At 58.4% G+C, this 18,862-nt stretch carries 20 protein-coding genes; 9 read left to right on the forward strand and 11 right to left on the reverse strand.

Annotated elements, in window-relative coordinates; genetic code table 11:
• Positions 1-22: 22 nt before the first annotated feature.
• The 4 genes from DTA24_RS11065 to pabB form a co-directional block, all read right to left on the reverse strand.
• Complete coding sequence (locus tag DTA24_RS11065; protein ID WP_039103957.1) at positions 23-1,594, reverse strand: EAL domain-containing protein; 1,572 nt, start codon at positions 1,592-1,594, stop codon at positions 23-25.
• A gap of 182 nt (positions 1,595-1,776) precedes the next feature.
• Positions 1,777-3,141, reverse strand: coding sequence for an L-serine ammonia-lyase (gene sdaA / locus DTA24_RS11070; protein ID WP_004151445.1), 1,365 nt, complete (start codon positions 3,139-3,141; stop codon positions 1,777-1,779).
• A gap of 162 nt (positions 3,142-3,303) precedes the next feature.
• On the reverse strand, positions 3,304-3,882 hold the full coding sequence (locus tag DTA24_RS11075; RefSeq protein WP_008804292.1) for a CoA pyrophosphatase: 579 nt from the start codon (positions 3,880-3,882) through the stop codon (positions 3,304-3,306).
• Positions 3,883-3,885: 3 nt separating this feature from the next.
• Positions 3,886-5,241, reverse strand: coding sequence for an aminodeoxychorismate synthase component 1 (gene pabB / locus DTA24_RS11080; protein ID WP_049009285.1), 1,356 nt, complete (start codon positions 5,239-5,241; stop codon positions 3,886-3,888).
• Between the two features lie 88 nt (positions 5,242-5,329).
• Here pabB and DTA24_RS11085 point away from each other — a divergent pair, with 88 nt between their 5' ends.
• Positions 5,330-5,533, forward strand: coding sequence for a YoaH family protein (locus DTA24_RS11085; protein ID WP_008804294.1), 204 nt, complete (start codon positions 5,330-5,332; stop codon positions 5,531-5,533).
• On the opposite strand, the gene DTA24_RS11090 is transcribed toward DTA24_RS11085, so the two are convergent.
• On the reverse strand, positions 5,534-5,878 hold the full coding sequence (locus DTA24_RS11090) for a RidA family protein (RefSeq protein ID WP_002910910.1): 345 nt from the start codon (positions 5,876-5,878) through the stop codon (positions 5,534-5,536).
• A gap of 131 nt (positions 5,879-6,009) precedes the next feature.
• Here DTA24_RS11090 and DTA24_RS11095 point away from each other — a divergent pair, with 131 nt between their 5' ends.
• The 5 genes from DTA24_RS11095 (at position 6,010) to rnd (ending at position 12,469) form a co-directional block, all read left to right on the forward strand.
• The gene (locus tag DTA24_RS11095) at positions 6,010-7,920 is read left to right on the forward strand and encodes an ATP-dependent DNA helicase (RefSeq protein ID WP_008804295.1); all 1,911 of its coding nucleotides are present in this window, start codon (positions 6,010-6,012) and stop codon (positions 7,918-7,920) included.
• Between the two features lie 145 nt (positions 7,921-8,065).
• Positions 8,066-8,761: a tRNA (adenosine(37)-N6)-threonylcarbamoyltransferase complex dimerization subunit type 1 TsaB gene (tsaB, locus tag DTA24_RS11100; protein ID WP_023340395.1), complete on the forward strand. Its 696-nt coding sequence runs from the start codon at positions 8,066-8,068 to the stop codon at positions 8,759-8,761.
• A gap of 38 nt (positions 8,762-8,799) precedes the next feature.
• Complete coding sequence (locus tag DTA24_RS11105) at positions 8,800-9,381, forward strand: Slp family lipoprotein (protein ID WP_008804297.1); 582 nt, start codon at positions 8,800-8,802, stop codon at positions 9,379-9,381.
• Between the two features lie 205 nt (positions 9,382-9,586).
• Positions 9,587-11,272 carry a long-chain-fatty-acid--CoA ligase FadD gene (fadD, locus tag DTA24_RS11110; RefSeq protein ID WP_123836824.1) on the forward strand — a complete coding sequence of 562 codons (1,686 nt, stop codon included), beginning with the start codon at positions 9,587-9,589 and terminating at the stop codon, positions 11,270-11,272.
• Positions 11,273-11,353: 81 nt separating this feature from the next.
• Positions 11,354-12,469 carry a ribonuclease D gene (gene rnd, locus DTA24_RS11115; RefSeq protein WP_023340393.1) on the forward strand — a complete coding sequence of 372 codons (1,116 nt, stop codon included), beginning with the start codon at positions 11,354-11,356 and terminating at the stop codon, positions 12,467-12,469.
• A 77-nt stretch (positions 12,470-12,546) separates the two neighbouring features.
• Here rnd and minE read toward each other — a convergent pair whose 3' ends face one another.
• The 3 genes from minE to minC are packed head-to-tail and all read right to left on the reverse strand — an operon-like array spanning position 12,547 to position 14,357.
• Positions 12,547-12,816 (reverse strand): cell division topological specificity factor MinE, encoded by a 270-nt coding sequence (gene minE / locus DTA24_RS11120; RefSeq protein WP_004103270.1) that lies wholly within the window; start codon positions 12,814-12,816, stop codon positions 12,547-12,549.
• Between the two features lie 3 nt (positions 12,817-12,819).
• Positions 12,820-13,632 carry a septum site-determining protein MinD gene (minD, locus tag DTA24_RS11125; protein ID WP_008804300.1) on the reverse strand — a complete coding sequence of 271 codons (813 nt, stop codon included), beginning with the start codon at positions 13,630-13,632 and terminating at the stop codon, positions 12,820-12,822.
• Between the two features lie 23 nt (positions 13,633-13,655).
• On the reverse strand, positions 13,656-14,357 hold the full coding sequence (gene minC / locus DTA24_RS11130) for a septum site-determining protein MinC (RefSeq protein ID WP_008804301.1): 702 nt from the start codon (positions 14,355-14,357) through the stop codon (positions 13,656-13,658).
• A 126-nt stretch (positions 14,358-14,483) separates the two neighbouring features.
• Between minC and DTA24_RS11135 the strand changes: the two genes are divergently transcribed.
• From DTA24_RS11135 to DTA24_RS11145, 3 genes are all read left to right on the forward strand, one after another.
• Entirely contained in the window at positions 14,484-14,765 is a 282-nt protein-coding gene (locus DTA24_RS11135; protein ID WP_004203320.1) for a YcgL domain-containing protein, read from the forward strand.
• 16 nt (positions 14,766-14,781) lie between these two features.
• Entirely contained in the window at positions 14,782-15,441 is a 660-nt protein-coding gene (locus DTA24_RS11140; protein WP_012967776.1) for a fumarylacetoacetate hydrolase family protein, read from the forward strand.
• Positions 15,442-15,535: 94 nt separating this feature from the next.
• Complete coding sequence (locus tag DTA24_RS11145; RefSeq protein ID WP_008804304.1) at positions 15,536-15,982, forward strand: YcgN family cysteine cluster protein; 447 nt, start codon at positions 15,536-15,538, stop codon at positions 15,980-15,982.
• 8 nt (positions 15,983-15,990) lie between these two features.
• Here DTA24_RS11145 and DTA24_RS11150 read toward each other — a convergent pair whose 3' ends face one another.
• The 3 genes from DTA24_RS11150 to nhaB form a co-directional block, all read right to left on the reverse strand.
• A complete protein-coding gene (locus DTA24_RS11150) occupies positions 15,991-16,335 on the reverse strand; it encodes a DUF1971 domain-containing protein (RefSeq protein WP_012541275.1) in 345 nt (114 codons plus the stop codon).
• Between the two features lie 150 nt (positions 16,336-16,485).
• Complete coding sequence (gene dsbB / locus DTA24_RS11155) at positions 16,486-17,016, reverse strand: disulfide bond formation protein DsbB (RefSeq protein ID WP_008804305.1); 531 nt, start codon at positions 17,014-17,016, stop codon at positions 16,486-16,488.
• Positions 17,017-17,144: 128 nt separating this feature from the next.
• The gene (gene nhaB, locus DTA24_RS11160; protein ID WP_012541276.1) at positions 17,145-18,695 is read right to left on the reverse strand and encodes a sodium/proton antiporter NhaB; all 1,551 of its coding nucleotides are present in this window, start codon (positions 18,693-18,695) and stop codon (positions 17,145-17,147) included.
• Positions 18,696-18,862 lie beyond the last annotated feature (167 nt).

Consider the following 18,862-nt stretch of genomic DNA (forward strand, 5'->3'; position numbering starts at 1 on the left):
GTCGGCCCCTGTGGCCGGCGAGCTATTCTCCCCCCTCGCTTTTCTGCCCCTCTCTGTCTGCCAGCCACGCCGGAAACGCCTCTATCGGCATCGGCCGGGCATAATAAAATCCCTGCAGCACATCGACGCCGTGGCCCCGGAGATAGCTTTCCTGCTCCAGCGTCTCCACCCCTTCGGCCACGGTAACGATATTCAGACGGTCGGCGAGGGCTATAATAATATCCGTCACCGTGGCATTGACGCTGTCTATCCCGACGGAACTGGTAAACGAGCGGTCGATCTTCAGCACGTCCGGCCGCAGTTTTTCCAGCCACGAGAGCGAGCTGTTACCGGTGCCAAAATCATCTATCGCCAGCTGGACCCCTTTTAAATGCAAATGTTCGGCCATGTGCTGGTCGCCATCCTGCAGGACATCGCGTTCGGTGAGTTCAACCACCAGCTGTTGTACCGGATTGACGCTAAACCAGTAATTGTGCAGGTCATGCAGCAGCAAACCGTGGGCAAAGTGACGGGCAGCGACATTAATCGCGATATGAAAATGCGGCTCGCTGGGGAAGGCATCCAGGCGGCGGGCGGTTTCGGCGATCACATAGCGGGTGAGGGGAATAATCAGATTGTCCCCTTCGGCGATGGGAATAAATACCTCGGGCGAAATCTCGCCGCGGCGGGGGTTGTTCCAGCGCAGCAGGATCTCCACCCCGCAGCAGCGTCCGCTGCGCGCATCCTGCAGCGGCTGGCACCAGAGGGTAAATTCCCGGGCCGTGATGCCGAGACTTATCTCTCGCGAGAAACTCATTCTGCCGGCGGTGGCCAGCCAGGCGATGCCGGTCATCAACAGGCTGAAGATGAGGGCCAGCGGCAGCTCACCGGGCAGCTCCTCCAGCGCGATAGTCGCGGCACCCGGACCGTTAATGTTGATGGTAAAGGGAAATTCTGTGGAACGCTGGCGATAAATCACTGACGCCTGCGGGGCGTGCGCTTTGTCAATCAGGCCGAGGCCGCTGATAAAATAATGGTCGCCGACCTGCAGGCTGACGTCGCTGATCAGGGGCGATTTTTCTTTGAGAATTAAGGTCCCCAGCAGTTCGATATTGACAATTAACATCACGCCGTCGAAGTCGCTTTCCGAGGCTGGATACCACTGGATCAGCACCGGTGTGCCTTTGAGCAGTGAGTTGTCGGTAGAAAAGAGCAGTAAGGGGTGGTGAGCCGGAAGCGCGGGCTGCAGCTGGTGCAGATCCGCCTGCCGTTGCCCAAAGATACTGGAACAGTAGATCATCCCTGACGCCACCAGCGCGACGGAGCGGACCGTCTGCAGCGAGGCCGCCATTTTGCGCAGTGTGAGATGAATATCCATGCAGGGTTTGTCGACCAGGGAGAGTAGCGTCGCCCGCTCTGCGCTCAGCGGACGCAGGATGTTATCCAGCGCCGTGACCCGCTGGCTGGCGGCAGTGCGAATGTACTCTTCATTTACGCTACGCTGTGAAATAAATCGGATAGCTAAGGTGGTACCCAGGGTTAGCAGGGCTACCAGCAGGCAGACAATAATGCGTTTGCGACGATAGGCCGTAATGACTTTTTGTGCAGTCTGCATGTGCGACACCCTGTCGACAGGACGAGTGGTTAAGCGTGGCTTATTTAATAGAGCAATTGTAGTGGCAGAATATCGCCAGGTATAGAAAAAAGAAAATGCGCCGTTGAAGGCGCATCAGGGAGATTTCAGTCACCAGGGTTATCCCCCTGCGCGCTTTGCGAGCGCAGGGGGGGACGAACAGTTTAGTCACACTGAACTTTAATCGCCAGGCCGCCGCGGGAGGTTTCGCGGTACTTGGCGTTCATGTCTTTACCGGTTTCGTACATGGTCTCGATCACTTTGTCGAGCGAGACGCGCGGTTCGCTGGTACGGCGCATCGCCATTCGCGCGGCGTTGATTGCCTTGACGGAGGCGATGGCGTTACGTTCAATGCATGGCACCTGCACCTGGCCGGCGACCGGGTCGCAGGTCAGGCCGAGGTTGTGTTCCATGCCGATCTCCGCCGCCACGCAAACCTGTTCCGGGCTGGCGCCGAGCAGTTCAGCCAGGCCCGCCGCCGCCATCGAGCAGGCAACGCCCACTTCACCCTGACAGCCGACTTCCGCCCCGGAAATGGAGGCATTCATCTTGTACAGCGCGCCGATCGCCCCGCAGGCCATAAAGTAGCGGATATAAATTTCCGGGCTGACGGATTCGATAAAGTGGTCGTAATAGGCGAGTACCGCTGGAACGATGCCGCAGGCGCCGTTGGTCGGCGCGGTCACCACGCGACCGCCGGCGGCGTTCTCTTCATTGACCGCCAGTGCGAACATATTGACCCAGTCAACGACATTCATTGGATCGCTGGAGAGCTTATCGCTGGCCACCAGCAGACGACGCAACGCCGAGGCGCGACGCGGCACGCGCAGCGGACCAGGCAGCACGCCTTCGGTGTTCATCCCGCGGTCGATACAGGCGCGCATGGTCTGCCAGACGTTGGCGAAATAGTCCTCGATCTCTTTTTTGCTGTGCAGCGCCAGCTCGTTTTGCATCACCATCCCGGAGAGCGACAGGCCGGTCTCTTTACAATACGCCAACATTTCCTGCGCCGATTTAAACGGGTAGGGCACCTGCAATTCATTGGCGTTTTCTTTGCCGAAGTGCTCTTCATCGACGATAAAGCCGCCGCCAATCGAGTAATAGGTCTTGCAGTAGATCTCTTTCTCGCCGGCCCAGGCATGAATGGTCATGCCGTTTTCGTGCAGCGGCAGGTTGTCGCTGCGAAAACGCATGCCGTCATCCGCCGGGAAGTCGACCTCGTGCTGGCCGTTGGCCAGCAGCAGTCGGCCGCGCGCCTCGACGTCACGGATAAATGCCGGGATCGCGTCAATATCGACCGTATCGGGCTGATTGCCCGCCAGTCCCATGATAATGGCGATGTCCGTATGGTGGCCTTTGCCGGTTAATGACAGCGAGCCGTAGACGTCAACCGCCACACGGGTCACCGCATTAAGCAATCCTTTTTCGACCAGGTCATCGACGAACTGTTTACCGGCCTTCATCGGGCCAACAGTGTGGGAAGATGAGGGACCAATCCCCACCTTGAACATGTCGAATAGACTAATCACGATAATACTCCTGACAGGGTTACCGCGGGTGCGGTAACGATGTAATAACTGCGCATAGTGTAAGAGGGAAGCGCGCTGCCAGTTGAACTATTCACATGAATTAAACTAATGGATAACCGCGATTTTACTAATAGTGAGAGCGCCCTCTCATAATCAGTATAGCTAAGGTCGAGCGCCTATCTGCAACGCCAGCTCGCGAATGATCCCGGCGGTCATTCCCCAGACAAAATAATGCTGGTACCAGGAGAGCCAGACGCGGTGATCGTTGCCCCGACGGTGGATGTCGAGCGGATGGTAGCGCCCCAGACGCAGGGCTTCGGCGAGGGGCATCTCAAATACTGCGGAGACTTCGTCCTGGCTGGCATGATAGTGCAGATTGGGGGGGATAATACCCACCACCGGCGTCACCTGAAAACCGGTGACGCTGTCCACTGGCGGCAGAACGCCGATCACCTCGACGGCTTCCGGCGGGATCGCGACTTCTTCCTGGGCTTCGCGCAGGGCGGCGGCGATAAGCGTCGCATCGGTATTATCTACCGCGCCGCCGGGAAAGGCGACCTGACCGGCGTGCTTGCGCAGCAACGGCGAACGCTGGGTCAGCAGCAGGCCGGGCTGCGGCCGGCGCACGATCGGCACCAGCACCGCCGCCTGCCGCTGATTGAGCGCATGGCGCGAAGGCTGGGGGCGCAGCAGCTGGAAGCGGGACAGAAAATCATCCAGATTGAGGGCGTGGTCCGCCATGGTCTAGTTCTCCAGTTGGTGCAGGATACGATTAACTTTATCAAAAGTTTCCTGATATTCCGCATCTTCCTCGCTGTCCGCGACGATACCGCCTCCAGCGGAGCAATACAGTTGCCCCTGCCAGGCCGTCAGGGTGCGAATGGTGATGCTGGTATCCATATTGCCGCAATAGCTCAGGTAGCCAATGCTCCCGCACCAGGCGTTACGTCGCTGAGGTTCCAGTTCATCGATAATCTCCATCGCCCGGACCTTCGGGGCGCCAGTGATAGACCCCCCGGGGAAGGCGGCGCGCAGCAGATCGCTGGCGTGCAGCGTCGCCGGTAAGCGGGCGGTGATGGTGCTGACCAGATGATGGACCGCCGGGAACGGCTCCACCACGAACAGCTCGGGGACCCGCACGCTGCCCGGCACGGCGACGCGGCCGATGTCGTTGCGCATCAGGTCGACAATCATTAAATTCTCGGCGCGGTCTTTCGGGGAGTTCGCCAGCTTCTCAGCCTGCCGCGCATCTTCCTGCGGCGAATCGAGCCGCGGCAGAGTACCTTTTATCGGGCGCGTCTGGATCTCTCCCTGGCGCAACTGAATAAATCGCTCCGGCGACAGGCTTAAAATCGCCCCTTCCTCGAGGCGAATAAAGGCGCTAAAGGGGGCGCGGTTGGCAACGTTCAGCTGGCGGAAGGCCTGCCATTCATCACCGACGTAGCGGGCCTGCAAACGCTGGGCGAGGTTGACCTGATAGCAGTCGCCGCTGTGCAGATAGGCCTGCACCTGGCGAAATTTCTCGCCGTACTGCTGGCGGCTCATATTTGACTGCCAGGCAGAGGTCAGGGCGAAAGGTTTCATCGCCGGACGGGATTGCGCCTGCAGCCACTGCAGGCGCTGCTGCGGATCGTCATAGCTGAGCAGCGAAATTTGCTGGCGCTGATGGTCGACAATCAGCGCCCAGTCATAGATCCCCACCGCCATATCCGGCAGCGCGATATCGGCCTGGGCGTGCGAAGGGAGACGCTCAAAGCGACGGCCCAGATCGTACCCGAATAGTCCCAGCGCGCCGCCAAGAAACGGCAGATCGTCATGGGGCTGCGGCGTGAACGGCTGACGATCCAACTGCTGTTGAAGCAGTTGCAGCGGATCTTCCGCGGAGACAAAAGCGGTTTCGCCGTCATCGACCCACGTCTGTTCACCGCGCGTCAGCAGCGTGGCGCGCGGGGCAGCCACCAGAATATCAAAGCGGTTATGCGGATGGTCGGCAAAGCCGGAATGCAGCAGCATCGCCCAGGGCAGGGCGCTTAACGGCGCAAAATAGTGTTCGGCCGCATCCGGGCGCCAGGGCAGGGTAATAATCGCGGGGGACAACATCTTTCTCGATCCTGAACGTTGCCGTCCCTCTGGCGTAGGCGGGGACGGCGTGAAATAATTACGCCCCACAATGTAGCAGGAGTAAAAGATGTTTGCAGGTTTACCTTCGCTGAGCCACGAGCAACAGCAAAAAGCGGTCGAACGTATCCATGAGCTAATGGCCCAGGGGATGAGCAGCGGCCAGGCGATTGCCCTGGTGGCGGAAGAGCTGCGCGCAACGCATACCGGCGAGCAGATCGTCGCGCGCTTTGAAGATGAGGATGAAGATCAAGACGAAGATGAGGACGACTAATTACACCGCGGCGATAATTTTGATCTCAACTTTATACTGCGGGTTCATCAGCGTCGCTTCCACCGTGCAGCGCACCGGGGCGTGACCGGCCACCACCCACGCGTCCCAGGCTTTATTCATCGCCGCAAAGTCGCTTTTATCGGCGAGGAAGATGGTGGCGTCAAGAATACGCGACTTGTCGCTGCCCTGTTTTTCCAGCACCGCGTCAATCTGCGCCAGGGTATTGGCGGTCTGCTCGAAGGCGTCGGCATCAAGATTTGCCGGCACGCCGGTGTAGTACAGGGTCTGGTTGTGGATCACCACGTCTGACCAACGGGCTTCGGCATCAATACGCGTAATTGTCATTTCTTTTTCCTCTTTGAGCATTCCATTCGGCTGCGGCAAGACTGCCATAATGTTCCGCTCGCGTCACTACCTGGACTGGCGAAACGCCGTCCTCCCTGACATAATCACTGTCCAAATAACCAGGGGGCAATGTGATCGACGATTTTGCAGCAGACGGCCAGTTAGCCAAAGCCATACCGGGATTTAAGCCGCGCGAGCCGCAGCGCCAGATGGCGAAAGCGGTGAGCGAAGCGATTGAGGCCTCCCGACCGCTGGTGGTGGAAGCGGGGACCGGAACCGGTAAAACCTACGCTTACCTGGCGCCTGCGCTGCGGGCGAAAAAAAAGGTGATTATCTCCACCGGCTCGAAAGCGCTGCAGGATCAGCTCTACAGCCGCGATCTGCCCACCGTCGCCAAGGCGCTCAAATTCACCGGTAAACTGGCGCTGCTTAAAGGGCGCTCCAACTACCTGTGCCTTGAACGTCTTGAGCAGCAGGCGCTGGCGGGCGGCGATCTGCCGGTACAAACCCTCAGCGATGTGATCCTCCTGCGCTCCTGGTCGAATCAAACCCAGGATGGCGATATCAGCACTTGCGCCAGCGTCGCGGAAGACTCCCAGGCCTGGCCGCTGGTCACCAGCACCAACGATAACTGTCTCGGTAGCGACTGCCCACTGTATAAAGATTGCTTCGTGGTGAAGGCGCGTAAAAAAGCGATGGACGCCGACGTGGTGGTGGTCAACCATCACCTGTTCCTGGCCGATATGGTGGTCAAAGAGAGCGGCTTTGCCGAGCTGATCCCCGAGGCGGAAGTGATGATCTTCGATGAAGCCCATCAGTTGCCGGATATCGCCAGTCAGTACTTTGGTCAGTCGCTCTCCAGCCGCCAGCTGCTGGATCTGGCGAAAGACATCACCATTGCCTACCGCACCGAACTGAAAGACACCCAGCAGTTGCAAAAATGCGCCGACCGCCTGGCGCAAAGCGCTCAGGATTTTCGCCTGCAGCTGGGGGATCCCGGCTATCGCGGCAACCTGCGCGAACTGCTGGCGGATAGCCACATTCAGCGCGCGCTGCTGCTGCTCGATGACGCGCTCGAGCTATGCTATGACGTCGCCAAACTTTCGCTGGGCCGCTCGGCGCTGCTCGATGCCGCCTTTGAGCGCGCCACCCTCTATCGCGGGCGCTTAAAGCGGCTGAAAGAGATTAACCAGCCGGGCTACAGTTACTGGTATGAGTGCACCTCGCGCCACTTTACTCTCGCCCTGACGCCGTTGACCGTGGCCGAGAAGTTTAAAGAGGTGATGGCGCAGAAGTCGGGGAGCTGGATCTTTACCTCGGCGACGCTGTCAGTCAACGACGATCTGCATCACTTCACTGCCCGGCTGGGGATCGACGAGGCGCAGTCCCTGTTGCTGCCGAGCCCCTTTGATTATCAACATCAGGCGCTGCTCTGCGTGCCGCGCAATCTGCCGCTGCCGAACCAGCCTGGCGCGGCGCGCCACCTGGCGGCGATGCTCAAGCCGCTGATCGAGGCCAACGACGGTCGCTGCTTTATGCTGTGTACCTCGCACGCCATGATGCGCGATCTGGCGGAGCAGTTCCGCGCCACCATGACGCTACCGGTGTTGCTACAGGGGGAAACCAGCAAAGGCCAACTGCTGCAGCAATTCGTCAGCGCCGGCAACGCCCTGCTGGTGGCCACCAGCAGCTTCTGGGAAGGGGTCGACGTGCGCGGTGATGCGCTGTCGCTGGTGATTATCGATAAGCTGCCGTTTACTTCGCCGGACGACCCGCTGCTGAAAGCGCGCATGGAAGATTGTCGGCTGCGCGGCGGCGATCCGTTCGATGAAGTACAGCTCCCGGAAGCCGTCATCACCCTCAAACAGGGGGTGGGGCGTCTGATCCGCGATATCGACGATCGCGGGGTGCTGGTGATCTGCGACAACCGGCTGGTGATGCGCCCCTACGGCGCGGTGTTCCTGGCCAGCCTGCCGCCCGCGCCGCGGACCCGCGATATCCGCCGGGCGGTGCGCTTCCTCGCCGTGCCGCCGGCAAGGTAATCCGCACTAAAATGTGTTAAGCTGCGCGCCATTTTGTTAATTAGCGGTTCCCAATAGACTTCGGGCGGCATGGCGGCGGGTTGGCCGTTTGCCGGAAAACAGGCTGCCTGAAGGCCTGAACTATGTAACGAGAGCGTGACCACCCATGCGAATTTTGGCTATCGATACCGCCACAGAGGCCTGCTCCGCGGCGCTGTGGAATGATGGCACCCTTAGTGCTCATTTCGAAATTTGTCCCCGCGAACATACCCAACGTATCCTGCCGCTGGTGCAGGAGGTCCTCACCGAGAGCGGCGCCACGCTGACCGAGCTGGACGCGCTGGCCTTTGGCCGCGGTCCGGGTAGCTTTACCGGCGTGCGCATCGGCATCGGTATCGCTCAGGGGCTGGCGCTGGGCGCTGAGCTGCCAATGATCGGCGTTTCGACGCTGGCCACCATGGCGCAGGGCGCCTGGCGCAAAACTGGCGCCACCCGCGTGCTGGCGGCTATTGACGCGCGGATGGGCGAAGTCTACTGGGCCGAGTACCAGCGCGACGAGCAGGGCATCTGGCATGGCGAAGAGACGGAAGCGGTGCTCAAACCGGAAGCGGTAGCCGAACGGCTGGCACAGCTTTCCGGCGAATGGGCCACCGTCGGCACCGGCTGGCAGGCGTGGCCGGATCTGGCGAAAGCGAGCGGACTGACCTTAAGCAGCGGCGAAATTGAATTGCCGGCGGCGGAGGATATGCTGCCGTTAGCCTGTTACCTGCTGGCGGCGGGGAAAACCGTGGCCGTGGAGAAAGCGGAGCCGGTTTATTTGCGAAACGAGGTGGCGTGGAAGAAACTTCCAGGCCGCGAGTGAATCTCAGTAACAAGAAGACTGAGAAAAGGAGTCGCATCATGGCGGGTCAAAAACAGGGCGTTCGCTGGCTGTTAGCCGCGGCGGTTGCCGTTGCGCTAAGCGGCTGCGTGTCAGTGCCGGATGCCATCAAAGGCACCAGCCCTACGCCGCAGCAGGATTTAGTGCGGGTGATGAACGCGCCGCAGCTGTACGTTGGCCAGGAAGCACGCTTTGGCGGCAAAGTGGTCAATGTGCAGAACCAGCAGGGTAAAACCCGCTTAGAAATCGCCACCGTACCGCTGGACAGCGGCGCACGGCCTGTGCTGGGCGAACCGTCTCGTGGGCGCATCTATGCCGACGTTAACGGCTTCCTCGATCCGGTCGACTACCGCGGCCAGCTGGTCACCGTGGTCGGGCCGATTGCCGGCGTGGTCGACGGCAAAGTGGGCAGCACGCCGTATAAATTTATGCTGATGAACGCCATCGGTTACAAACGCTGGAACGTGGTGCAGCAGGTGGTGATGCCCCCGCAGCCCATCGATCCGTGGATGCTGGGTCCGCGCCCCTGGGGTTACGGCTATGGCGGCTGGGGCTGGTACAACCCCGGCCCTGCTGAGGTGAGAAACGTCGTAACCGAATGATTTTGTTGTTTATGTTAGTTCAAAGAAACAGCGGCCGGTCCGCTGTTTCTTTGTTTTCAGTCGAATAAGAAAAAAAATAGTGACGCGCTTCGCAACCTGCTCATTGCCTAATTAATAAACTGGTACGCTGAGTTAATATAATGTTAACAAAATGTATTTACCAGGGGCTGTGATGACGACGAATAACTATTTCAGAGGTGATGCAGTGAAAAAGGTTTGGCTAAACCGTTATCCCGCAGATGTTCCTGCGGAGATAAACCCTGACCGCTATCAATCCCTGGTTGAACTGTTTGAGCATGCCACCACCCGCTACGCTGACCAACCGGCGTTTATCAATATGGGTGAAGTGATGACCTACCGTAAGCTGGAAGAGCGTAGTCGCGCCTTTGCCGCTTACCTTCAGGAGGGGTTAGGATTACAGAAGGGCGATCGCGTGGCCCTGATGATGCCTAACCTGCTGCAGTATCCGGTGGCTCTGTTTGGCATCCTGCGCGCCGGGATGATCGTGGTCAACGTCAACCCCTTGTATACCCCGCGTGAACTGGAGCATCAGCTCAACGACAGCGGCGCGGCGGCGATCGTCATCGTCTCCAACTTTGCCCATACCCTGGAAAAAGTGGTGGCGAAAACTCAGGTTAAGCACGTGATCCTGACGCGCATGGGCGATCAGCTCTCCACCGCCAAAGGCACGCTGGTGAACTTTGTGGTCAAGTACATCAAGCGCCTGGTGCCGAAGTACCACCTGCCGGATGCCATCTCGTTTCGCAGCGCGCTGCAGCATGGCTACCGCATGCAGTACGTGAAGCCGGAGATCGTTCCAGAAGATCTGGCGTTTCTGCAGTACACCGGGGGCACCACCGGCGTGGCCAAAGGGGCGATGCTGACCCACCGCAACATGCTGGCGAACCTCGAGCAGGTCAATGCCACCTACGGCCCGCTGCTGCATCGCGGCAAAGAGTTCGTGGTGACCGCGCTGCCGCTGTATCACATTTTCGCCCTGACCATGAACTGCCTGCTGTTTATCGAACTGGGCGGGCAAAATTTGCTGATCACCAACCCACGCGACATTCCCGGGCTGGTGAAGGAGCTGGCGAAATATCCCTTTACCGCCATGACCGGGGTCAATACCCTGTTCAACGCCTTGCTGAACAACAAAGAGTTCCAGCAGCTTGATTTCTCCTCGCTGCACCTCTCCGCCGGCGGTGGGATGCAGGTGCAGCAGGCGGTGGCCGAGCGCTGGGTAAAACTGACCGGACAATATCTGCTGGAGGGCTACGGCCTGACCGAGTGTTCGCCGCTGGTCAGCGTCAATCCGCACGATATCGACTACCACAGCGGCAGCATTGGCCTGCCGGTGCCTTCCACTGAAGCCAAACTGGTGGACGACGACGATAACGAAGTGGCGCCGGGTCAGCCGGGCGAGCTCTGTATCAAGGGGCCGCAGGTGATGCTGGGCTACTGGCAGCGTCCTGACGCGACGGATGAGATTATCAAAGACGGCTGGTTGCACACCGGGGATATCGCGGTGATGGATGAAGAGGGATTCCTGCGCATCGTTGACCGGAAAAAAGATATGATCCTGGTGTCGGGGTTTAACGTCTATCCGAATGAAATCGAAGATGTGGTTATGCAGCACAGCGGCGTCCTCGAAGTGGCGGCCATCGGCGTGCCGTCCGGCAGCAGCGGTGAAGCGGTGAAGATTTTCGTGGTCAAGAAAGAGGCCGCATTAACCGAAGAGGCGCTGATTACGTTCTGCCGCCGCCATCTCACCGGCTACAAAGTGCCGAAGCTGGTGGAATTCCGTGACGAACTGCCGAAATCCAACGTCGGGAAAATTTTGCGGCGAGAACTGCGTGACGAAGCGCGCGCTAAAGTGGACAATAAAGGCTAAGTAACGAATGAGTCGCCTGACGCCGGCTACGCCGGCGTTTTTTATGGGCGCAAGTTAAGAGAGTATGCTTTGAACTATCAGATGATCACCACCGATGATGGCCTGCGCGCTGTGTGCGAAGCGGCAAGCGCGGCCTCCGCCGTCGCTCTGGATACGGAATTTGTCCGTACCCGTACCTACTATCCGCAGCTGGGCCTGCTGCAGCTGTTCGACGGCACCCAGGTCTCTCTGATCGATCCCTTGACGATTAGCGACTGGGCGCCGATGCGTGAGCTGCTGCTCAACCAGGATGTGACTAAATACCTGCATGCCGGCAGCGAAGATTTAGAAGTCTTCCTCAACGCGTTCAGCCTGATGCCGCAGCCGCTGATTGACACCCAGATCCTGGCGGCGTTCTGCGGCCGCCCGATGTCCTGGGGCTTTGCCTCTATGGTGGAAGAATATTCCGGAGTGGCGCTGGATAAAAGTGAATCCCGCACCGACTGGCTGGCGCGCCCGCTGACCGAGCGTCAGTGTGAATACGCCGCAGCTGACGTCTGGTACCTGTTGCCGATCGCCAGCCAATTAATGGCGGAGACCGACCGCGCAGGCTGGCTGTCGGCGGCGCTGGACGAATGTCGTCTGATGCAGCAGCGCCGTCAGGAAGTGGTCGACCCGGCCGAGGCCTGGCGCGACATCGGCAACGCCTGGCAGCTGCGTACCCGCCAGCTGGGCTGCCTGCAGCTGCTGGCAGAGTGGCGTCTGCGCAAAGCGCGTGAGCGCGACCTGGCTGTGAACTTTGTGGTGCGGGAAGAGCATCTGTGGAGCGTGGCGCGCTATATGCCCACCAGCCTCGGCGAGCTCGACAGCCTCGGGTTGTCCGGCAGTGAAATTCGCTTCCACGGCAAAACGTTGATTAGCCTGGTCGAGAAAGCCCAGGCGCTGCCGGAATCGGCCCTGCCGGCGCCGCTGCAGAACCTCATTGACATGCCGGGATACCGTAAAGCCTTTAAAGATATTAAAGCGCTGGTGCAGGAAGTGAGCGCCGACAAGGGCGTGAGCGCGGAACTGCTGGCCTCGCGTCGGCAGATCAACCAGTTGCTGAACTGGCACTGGCAGTTGAAAACGCAAGCCGGTGAGCCTGAGCTGATTTCCGGCTGGCGTGGCGAACTGATGGCCGAGCGGCTGAAGTCGCTGTTAAACGACTATCCGCGCTAGCGGGCGGTCTGGTTCAGGCCATTAAAAAACCGGCAGCGCAGGGCGTTGCCGGTTTTTTTCGGGGCGGAACAACAGGGTCAGGGTTTCGACTCTTCCGTTTCGGGTAGGGTCACGTTCAGCTCAAGAATCGAAATATCACCATCCCGCTGCTCCAGCTGCACGCTGACCATCTCCGGGTCGATCTGCACGTATTTACAGATCACTTCCAGAATATCTTTGCGCAACTGCGGCAGGTAGTGCGGCTCCGCGTCGCCGCGGCGACGCTCGGCGACGATGATTTGCAGGCGTTCTTTCGCAATATTAGCCGTGTTCTTTTTTCGCGAGAGAAAAAAGTCGAGTAAAGCCATAATTTATCCTCCGAACAGGCGTTTGAGGAATCCTTTCTTCTCTTCTTCAATGAAGCGGAAAGGGCGTTCTTCTCCGAGCAGACGTTCAACGGTATCGGCATAGGCTTTGCCTGCGTCCGACGCGGCATCCAGAATCACGGGCTCACCCTGGTTGGATGCGCGCAGAACTGACTGGTCTTCCGGGATCACGCCCACCAGGTTGATGCGCAGAATTTCCAGCACGTCTTCCATGCTCAGCATATCGCCTTTATTGACGCGCCCTGGATTGTAGCGGGTCAGCAGTAAATGCTCTTTGATCGGCTCTTCGCCATTTTCCGCACGACGGGATTTCGAAGCGAGAATGCCAAGGATACGGTCGGAGTCGCGAACGGAGGAGACTTCCGGGTTGGTGGTGATGATGGCTTCATCAGCAAAATAGAGCGCCATCAGCGCACCGGTTTCGATACCTGCCGGTGAATCACAGACGATGAAATCGAAGTCCATTTTCTTCAGTTCTTCGAGAACTTTGTCGACGCCTTCGCGGGTCAGGGCGTCTTTATCCCGGGTCTGAGAGGCCGGGAGAATGTAGAGATTTTCCGTGCGCTTATCTTTGATCAGCGCCTGGTTCAACGTGGCATCGCCCTGGATGACGTTGACAAAATCATAAACGACGCGACGTTCGCAGCCCATAATCAGATCGAGGTTACGCAGGCCGATGTCGAAGTCGATAACGACGGTTTTCTTTCCCTTCTGGGCCAAACCTGTAGCGATGGCCGCGCTGGAGGTGGTCTTGCCAACGCCCCCTTTACCCGAAGTCACAACAATAATGCGTGCCATAGAAATTCCTTGTTAAAAAGGGATTAATTCAACGGTTGAACTGTCAAAGCGCTTTCACCTAAACGCAGGCGTGCCGCTTTGCCATAAAATTCGGCCGGGATGTTATCGCTCAGCCAATATTCCCCGGCGATGGAGACCAGCTCCGCCGCAAGGTGGGTACAAAATATCTGGGCGTCTCTGTCGCCACCGGCGCCTGCCAGCGCGCGTCCTCGCATCATGCCATATACATGGATATTGCCGTCAGCGATAAGTTCCGCACCGGCACTCACATGATTTGTAACAATAAGATCACAGTGTGGCGCATAAATGCGCTGACCGGAACGTACCGGCTGATCAATCAAACGCGTTTTTGTGATCTGGTTAGCAACTGGCGGCGGCGGAGGGGTGGGTTCGGACGGTGCCGGACGAGGGGCTTTCTCTTTCCCTTCGGTTAATAACGGGATCCCGGCGCGATCGATTTCGGTTTTCAGGCGCGGGATTTTGCATCCGCTGACGCCCATAATGCGTAAACCGGTCGCGGCGATGGCCTCGTTAATGGCGCGCCATTCGACCTCCTCCTCCACGCTGGCGATATTCACCACCACCGGCGCATGGCGTAAAAAGGCGGGAGCCTGGGCGATTTTGTCTTCTAACGCCTGACGAATAACCTCGGGATTTGCATCGTGCAAATGAACGACAGATAACGTGAAGCTACTGCCTTTAAGTTCGATTGGCGTATTTGACATCCTGGCCTTACTCAATTTGCTGTTTATCAACCGCAGAAGTGCGGTGATATTCCGAAGACTAAAAGGCATGTTATAGTCACTCATATATTGAGGCAAGTGACCACGGGTCTAATTCCGAGTAAAACTATGTTTTGTGTGATCTATCGAAGTACTAAACGTGAACAAACCTATTTATACGTCGAAAAAAAAGACGATTTCTCACGCGTTCCTGACGAGCTAATGCGCGGCTTCGGCACGCCGCAAATGGCGATGCTGCTGCCGCTGGATGGGCGCAAAAAGCTGGTTAACGCCGACCTGGAAAAAGTGAAACAGGCGTTGAGCGAGCAGGGCTATTACCTGCAACTTCCCCCGCCATCTGAAAATCTACTAAAGAAACACCTGGCGGAACAGGGGAAACAATCCGATTAACCCACGAGGGAAAATAATGTACCAACATCATAACTGGCAGGGTGCGCTTCTGGATTATCCAGTGAGCAAAGTGGTTTGCGTCGGCAGTAATTATGCAAAACACATCAAGGAAATGGGCAGTGCGACGCCGGAAGAGCCGGTGCTGTTTATTAAACCTGAGACCGCGCTGTGCGATCTCCGTCAGCCGTTGGTGCTTCCTGAAGGGCTGGGCTCAGTGCACCACGAAGTCGAGCTGGCGGTGCTGATCGGCAGCACGCTGCGTCAGGCGACGGAAGAGCATGTGCAGAAAGGGATCGCCGGCTATGGCGTCGCGCTGGATCTCACCCTGCGCGACCTGCAGGCTAAGATGAAAAAGGCCGGGCAACCGTGGGAGAAGGCGAAAGGCTTCGATAACGCCAGTCCAATCTCCGGCTTTATCCCGGCCGCTGAGTTCCACGGCGACCCACAGAATACGCCGTTAAGCCTGAAGATTAACGGTGAAGTGCGCCAGCAGGGAACCACAGCCGACATGATCCATAAGATTGTGCCGCTGATCGCCTATATGTCGCGCTTCTTTACCCTCAAAGCCGGGGATGTGATCCTCACCGGCACCCCGGAAGGGGTGGGGCCGCTGCACAGCGGTGACGAACTGGAAGTTGGCTTCAACGGCCTGTCGCTCACCACCCGCGTGCTGTAAGCGCTGCTTGCCGCCTTTTGGGGCGGCAAAACTTGCATCGGCGTGCCAGACTGGTTATAAGGTGCACCCTTAACTGGCAACGACGGACACTCCGATGAGCGAACAACCTTTCTGGCAACAAAAAACACTGGATGAAATGACCGACGCGGAGTGGGAATCGCTGTGTGACGGCTGCGGCCAGTGTTGCCTGCACAAGCTGATGGATGAAGACACCGATGAGATCTACTTCACCAACGTCGCCTGCCGTCAGCTTAATATCAAAACCTGCCAGTGCCGTAACTACGAACGTCGCTTCGAGTACGAGCCAGACTGCATCAAGCTTACCCGCGAAAACCTGCCAACCTTCGAATGGCTGCCGCCGACCTGCGCCTATCGCCTGCTGGCGGAGGGCAAATCGCTGCCGGCCTGGCATCCGCTGCTGACCGGCTCAAAAGCGGCGATGCATGGCGAACGCATCTCTGTTCGCCATATTGCGGTGCCCGAGTCCACCGTCGTCGACTGGCAGGATCATATCCTCAATCTGCCTGACAGGGCGCGTTAAGCGCCGGATCACGCTTTCTTCGCGTGAAACAGCCCGTTTTCACCGTCGGTTTCTTCGGCCACCCAGAAGTGAATATTGAAGCGGGCGTCGTCACTGAGTTCGACGCGGTGCCAGTACTGCGGCGGACTGGTGGCAAACTGTCCGGCATGAATGACCACTTTCTTTTCCGGCTCCGTCGCCTGCGCATTGGCAAAACCGTAATAGGTGACCGTTCCCTCCATGACGCACAGCTGACCGAAGACGCCGGCCGCGGTGTTGTGATGGCTCAGCAGGGCGGCGGGCACGTTCTCTTTAGTAAAGAACGGGGTGGAGCGTTTAACTTTCCAGTCTGCGGGGATCAGTAAAGATGACATGTGAGCTCCTGTGGGGCTTTAAAAGATGTATTTAATATGCACCTTTTAGGGGCTGTGGTCAACCACAGGCAGGAAACGATGCAACGATGCGCAGCAGACATAAAAAAACGCCCCGCAGGGCGTTTCATTGTGTGCGGTACTCGCAGCGGCTTAGCGGCCAAACAGATCGCGTTTTTTCGCTTTGAAAGGCTGAGCAATGATCACCAGGATGGCGACCAGCAGATAGGCAGCAAAAATACCGACCAGCCATTGCGGCATCTCCAGCGACAGAAATTGCCACTGACGCACTGAACAGTCGCCGGACGCGACGAAAACCTGCGGCAGCCATTTATCCAGCGGCAGCCAGGTTGGGAAGCGGGCGGCGAAATCACAGGTCTGGAACGGCGAAGGGTGCAGCTGGATCATCGTATGCTCCCACGCCAGCTGCAGTCCACGTATTGCGCTGTACAACCAGATCACCATGGCGACATAGCGCAGCGGCGTTTTGGGGGCGATGGCGCCGACCAGCCCCGCGCCCATGATGCCGAACAGTGCGCAGCGTTCGTAAATACACATCACACACGGCTGCAGCAGCATCACATGCTGGAACCACAGCGCAACGAGTTCGAGAATAAAAGCGGTTAATGCCATCAGGAGCCAGGCACCGCGTCCCCTTGAGCACTGGTTTAAATATTGCAACATAATCATTTCCCTGGAAGATGCTAAATCATGGCAGTGTAAACGAAAACCGAACCGACGCCAGCGGCCCGGCAGAAAATATTACGTAACGGGTTATTGAATGGCCCGGATGGATCCGGGCCAGGATCGGGTCAGGGCAGCGTGGGCGTGGTCACCCAGCCGTGCGCCAGCAGCCAGTTGGTGACCGGCATCAAGGTGAACTCGACGCACAGCAGGCCGACCAGCGTCAGTACGAGAGTGTAGGGCAGCGCCATCCATACCATGCGGCCATAGGAGAGTCGGATAAGCGGCGCCAGCGCGGAGGTCAGCAGGAACAGGAATGCCGCCTGGCCGTTGGGCGTGGCGACCGACGGCAGGTTGGTGCCGGTATTGATCGCCACCGCCAGCATCTCAAACTGCGGCAGGCTGATAACGCCATGTTCGAGGGCGGTTTTCGCTTCGTTAATGTAGACCGTGCCGACAAAAACGTTATCCGAAATGGACGACAGCAGGCCGTTAAACAGGTAAAAGAGCGACAGCTGCGCGTGCGGCGAGGCCTGCAGCACAAACTCAATGACCGGGGTGAACAGCTGCTGGTCGATGATCACCGCCACAATGGCAAAGAACACCGTCAGCAGCGCGGTGAAGGGCAGCGCCTCGGTGAACGCCTTGCCAATGGCGTGCTCATCAGTCACCCCGGAAAACGTGGTGGCGAGGATGATCACCGACAGGCCAATGAGCCCGACTTCGGCCAGATGAAAGGCGAGGGCGACGATCAGCCAGACACCAATCACCGCCTGGGCCAGCAGCCGCAGCTGCTCCTGACGGCTGCGCTGGGCGCGGCTGCGGTCGTCAAAGTCCTGCAGCACCTTCCGTACCGTGGGCGGCAGCGGTTCACCGTAGCCAAACAGGCGATACTTTTCGACCAGCAGGCAGGTCAACAGCCCACACACCATCACCGGCACGGTGACGGGCGCCATGCGGATAAAGAACTCGCCAAAATGCCAGCCCGCCGCTTTGGCGATAATCAGGTTTTGCGGTTCGCCAACCATGGTCATGACTCCGCCGAGGGCGGTCCCGACGCCGGCGTGCATCATCAGGCTGCGCAGAAAGCCGCGGAATTGCTCCAGCACCTCGCGGTAGTGCTGCTCGATATGGCTGTCGTCCAGCAGATCGTTATCATCAGGGCGAGCTGAAGCGACGCGGTGGTAGATGCCGTAGAACCCAACGGCGACGCTAATCACCACCGCCACCACGGTAAGCGCATCGAGAAAGGCGGAGAGGAAAGCGGCCGCCAGGCAGAAGGCCAGCGACAGCAGCATCTTGCTGCGGATCCCCAGCAGCAGGCGCGTGAAGACGAACAGCAGCAGTTGTTTCATGAAGTAGATGCCCGCGACCATGAAGATCAGCAGGAGCAGCACTTCAAGGTTGCCGGCGATCTCTTCCCGCACATGCGCCGGGCTGGTCATGCCGATCAGCAGCGCTTCAATCGCCAACAGGCCGCCCGGCAGCAGCGGGTAGCACTTCAGCGCCATGGCGAGGGTAAAGATAAACTCAACCACCAGCAGCCAGCCGGCGACAAACGGCGCCACGGCAAACACCAGCGGGTTTACGATTAAGAAAATGATTAATGCCAGCTTGTACCAGTCCGGCGACTGGCCAAGAAAATTGCGCCACAGCGCGCGGCCATATGAAATTTCCACGACAGAATCCTTCCCCGTCAATTAGTACATGATTTTGTGCGTAACTATTGGCAAGAGTATCAGTTGAGCAAAATGAGAAGCAACTTTCTTCGCACCGCGGCGGTGGTGACGGGAGATAAGGAAAAGCGCAAAGTAAAAACGGAAAATGAAACAGCGATCCCTTTTTA

It is taken from the genome of Klebsiella sp. P1CD1 (assembly GCF_003790505.1).
Classification (GTDB): domain Bacteria; phylum Pseudomonadota; class Gammaproteobacteria; order Enterobacterales; family Enterobacteriaceae; genus Klebsiella; species Klebsiella variicola.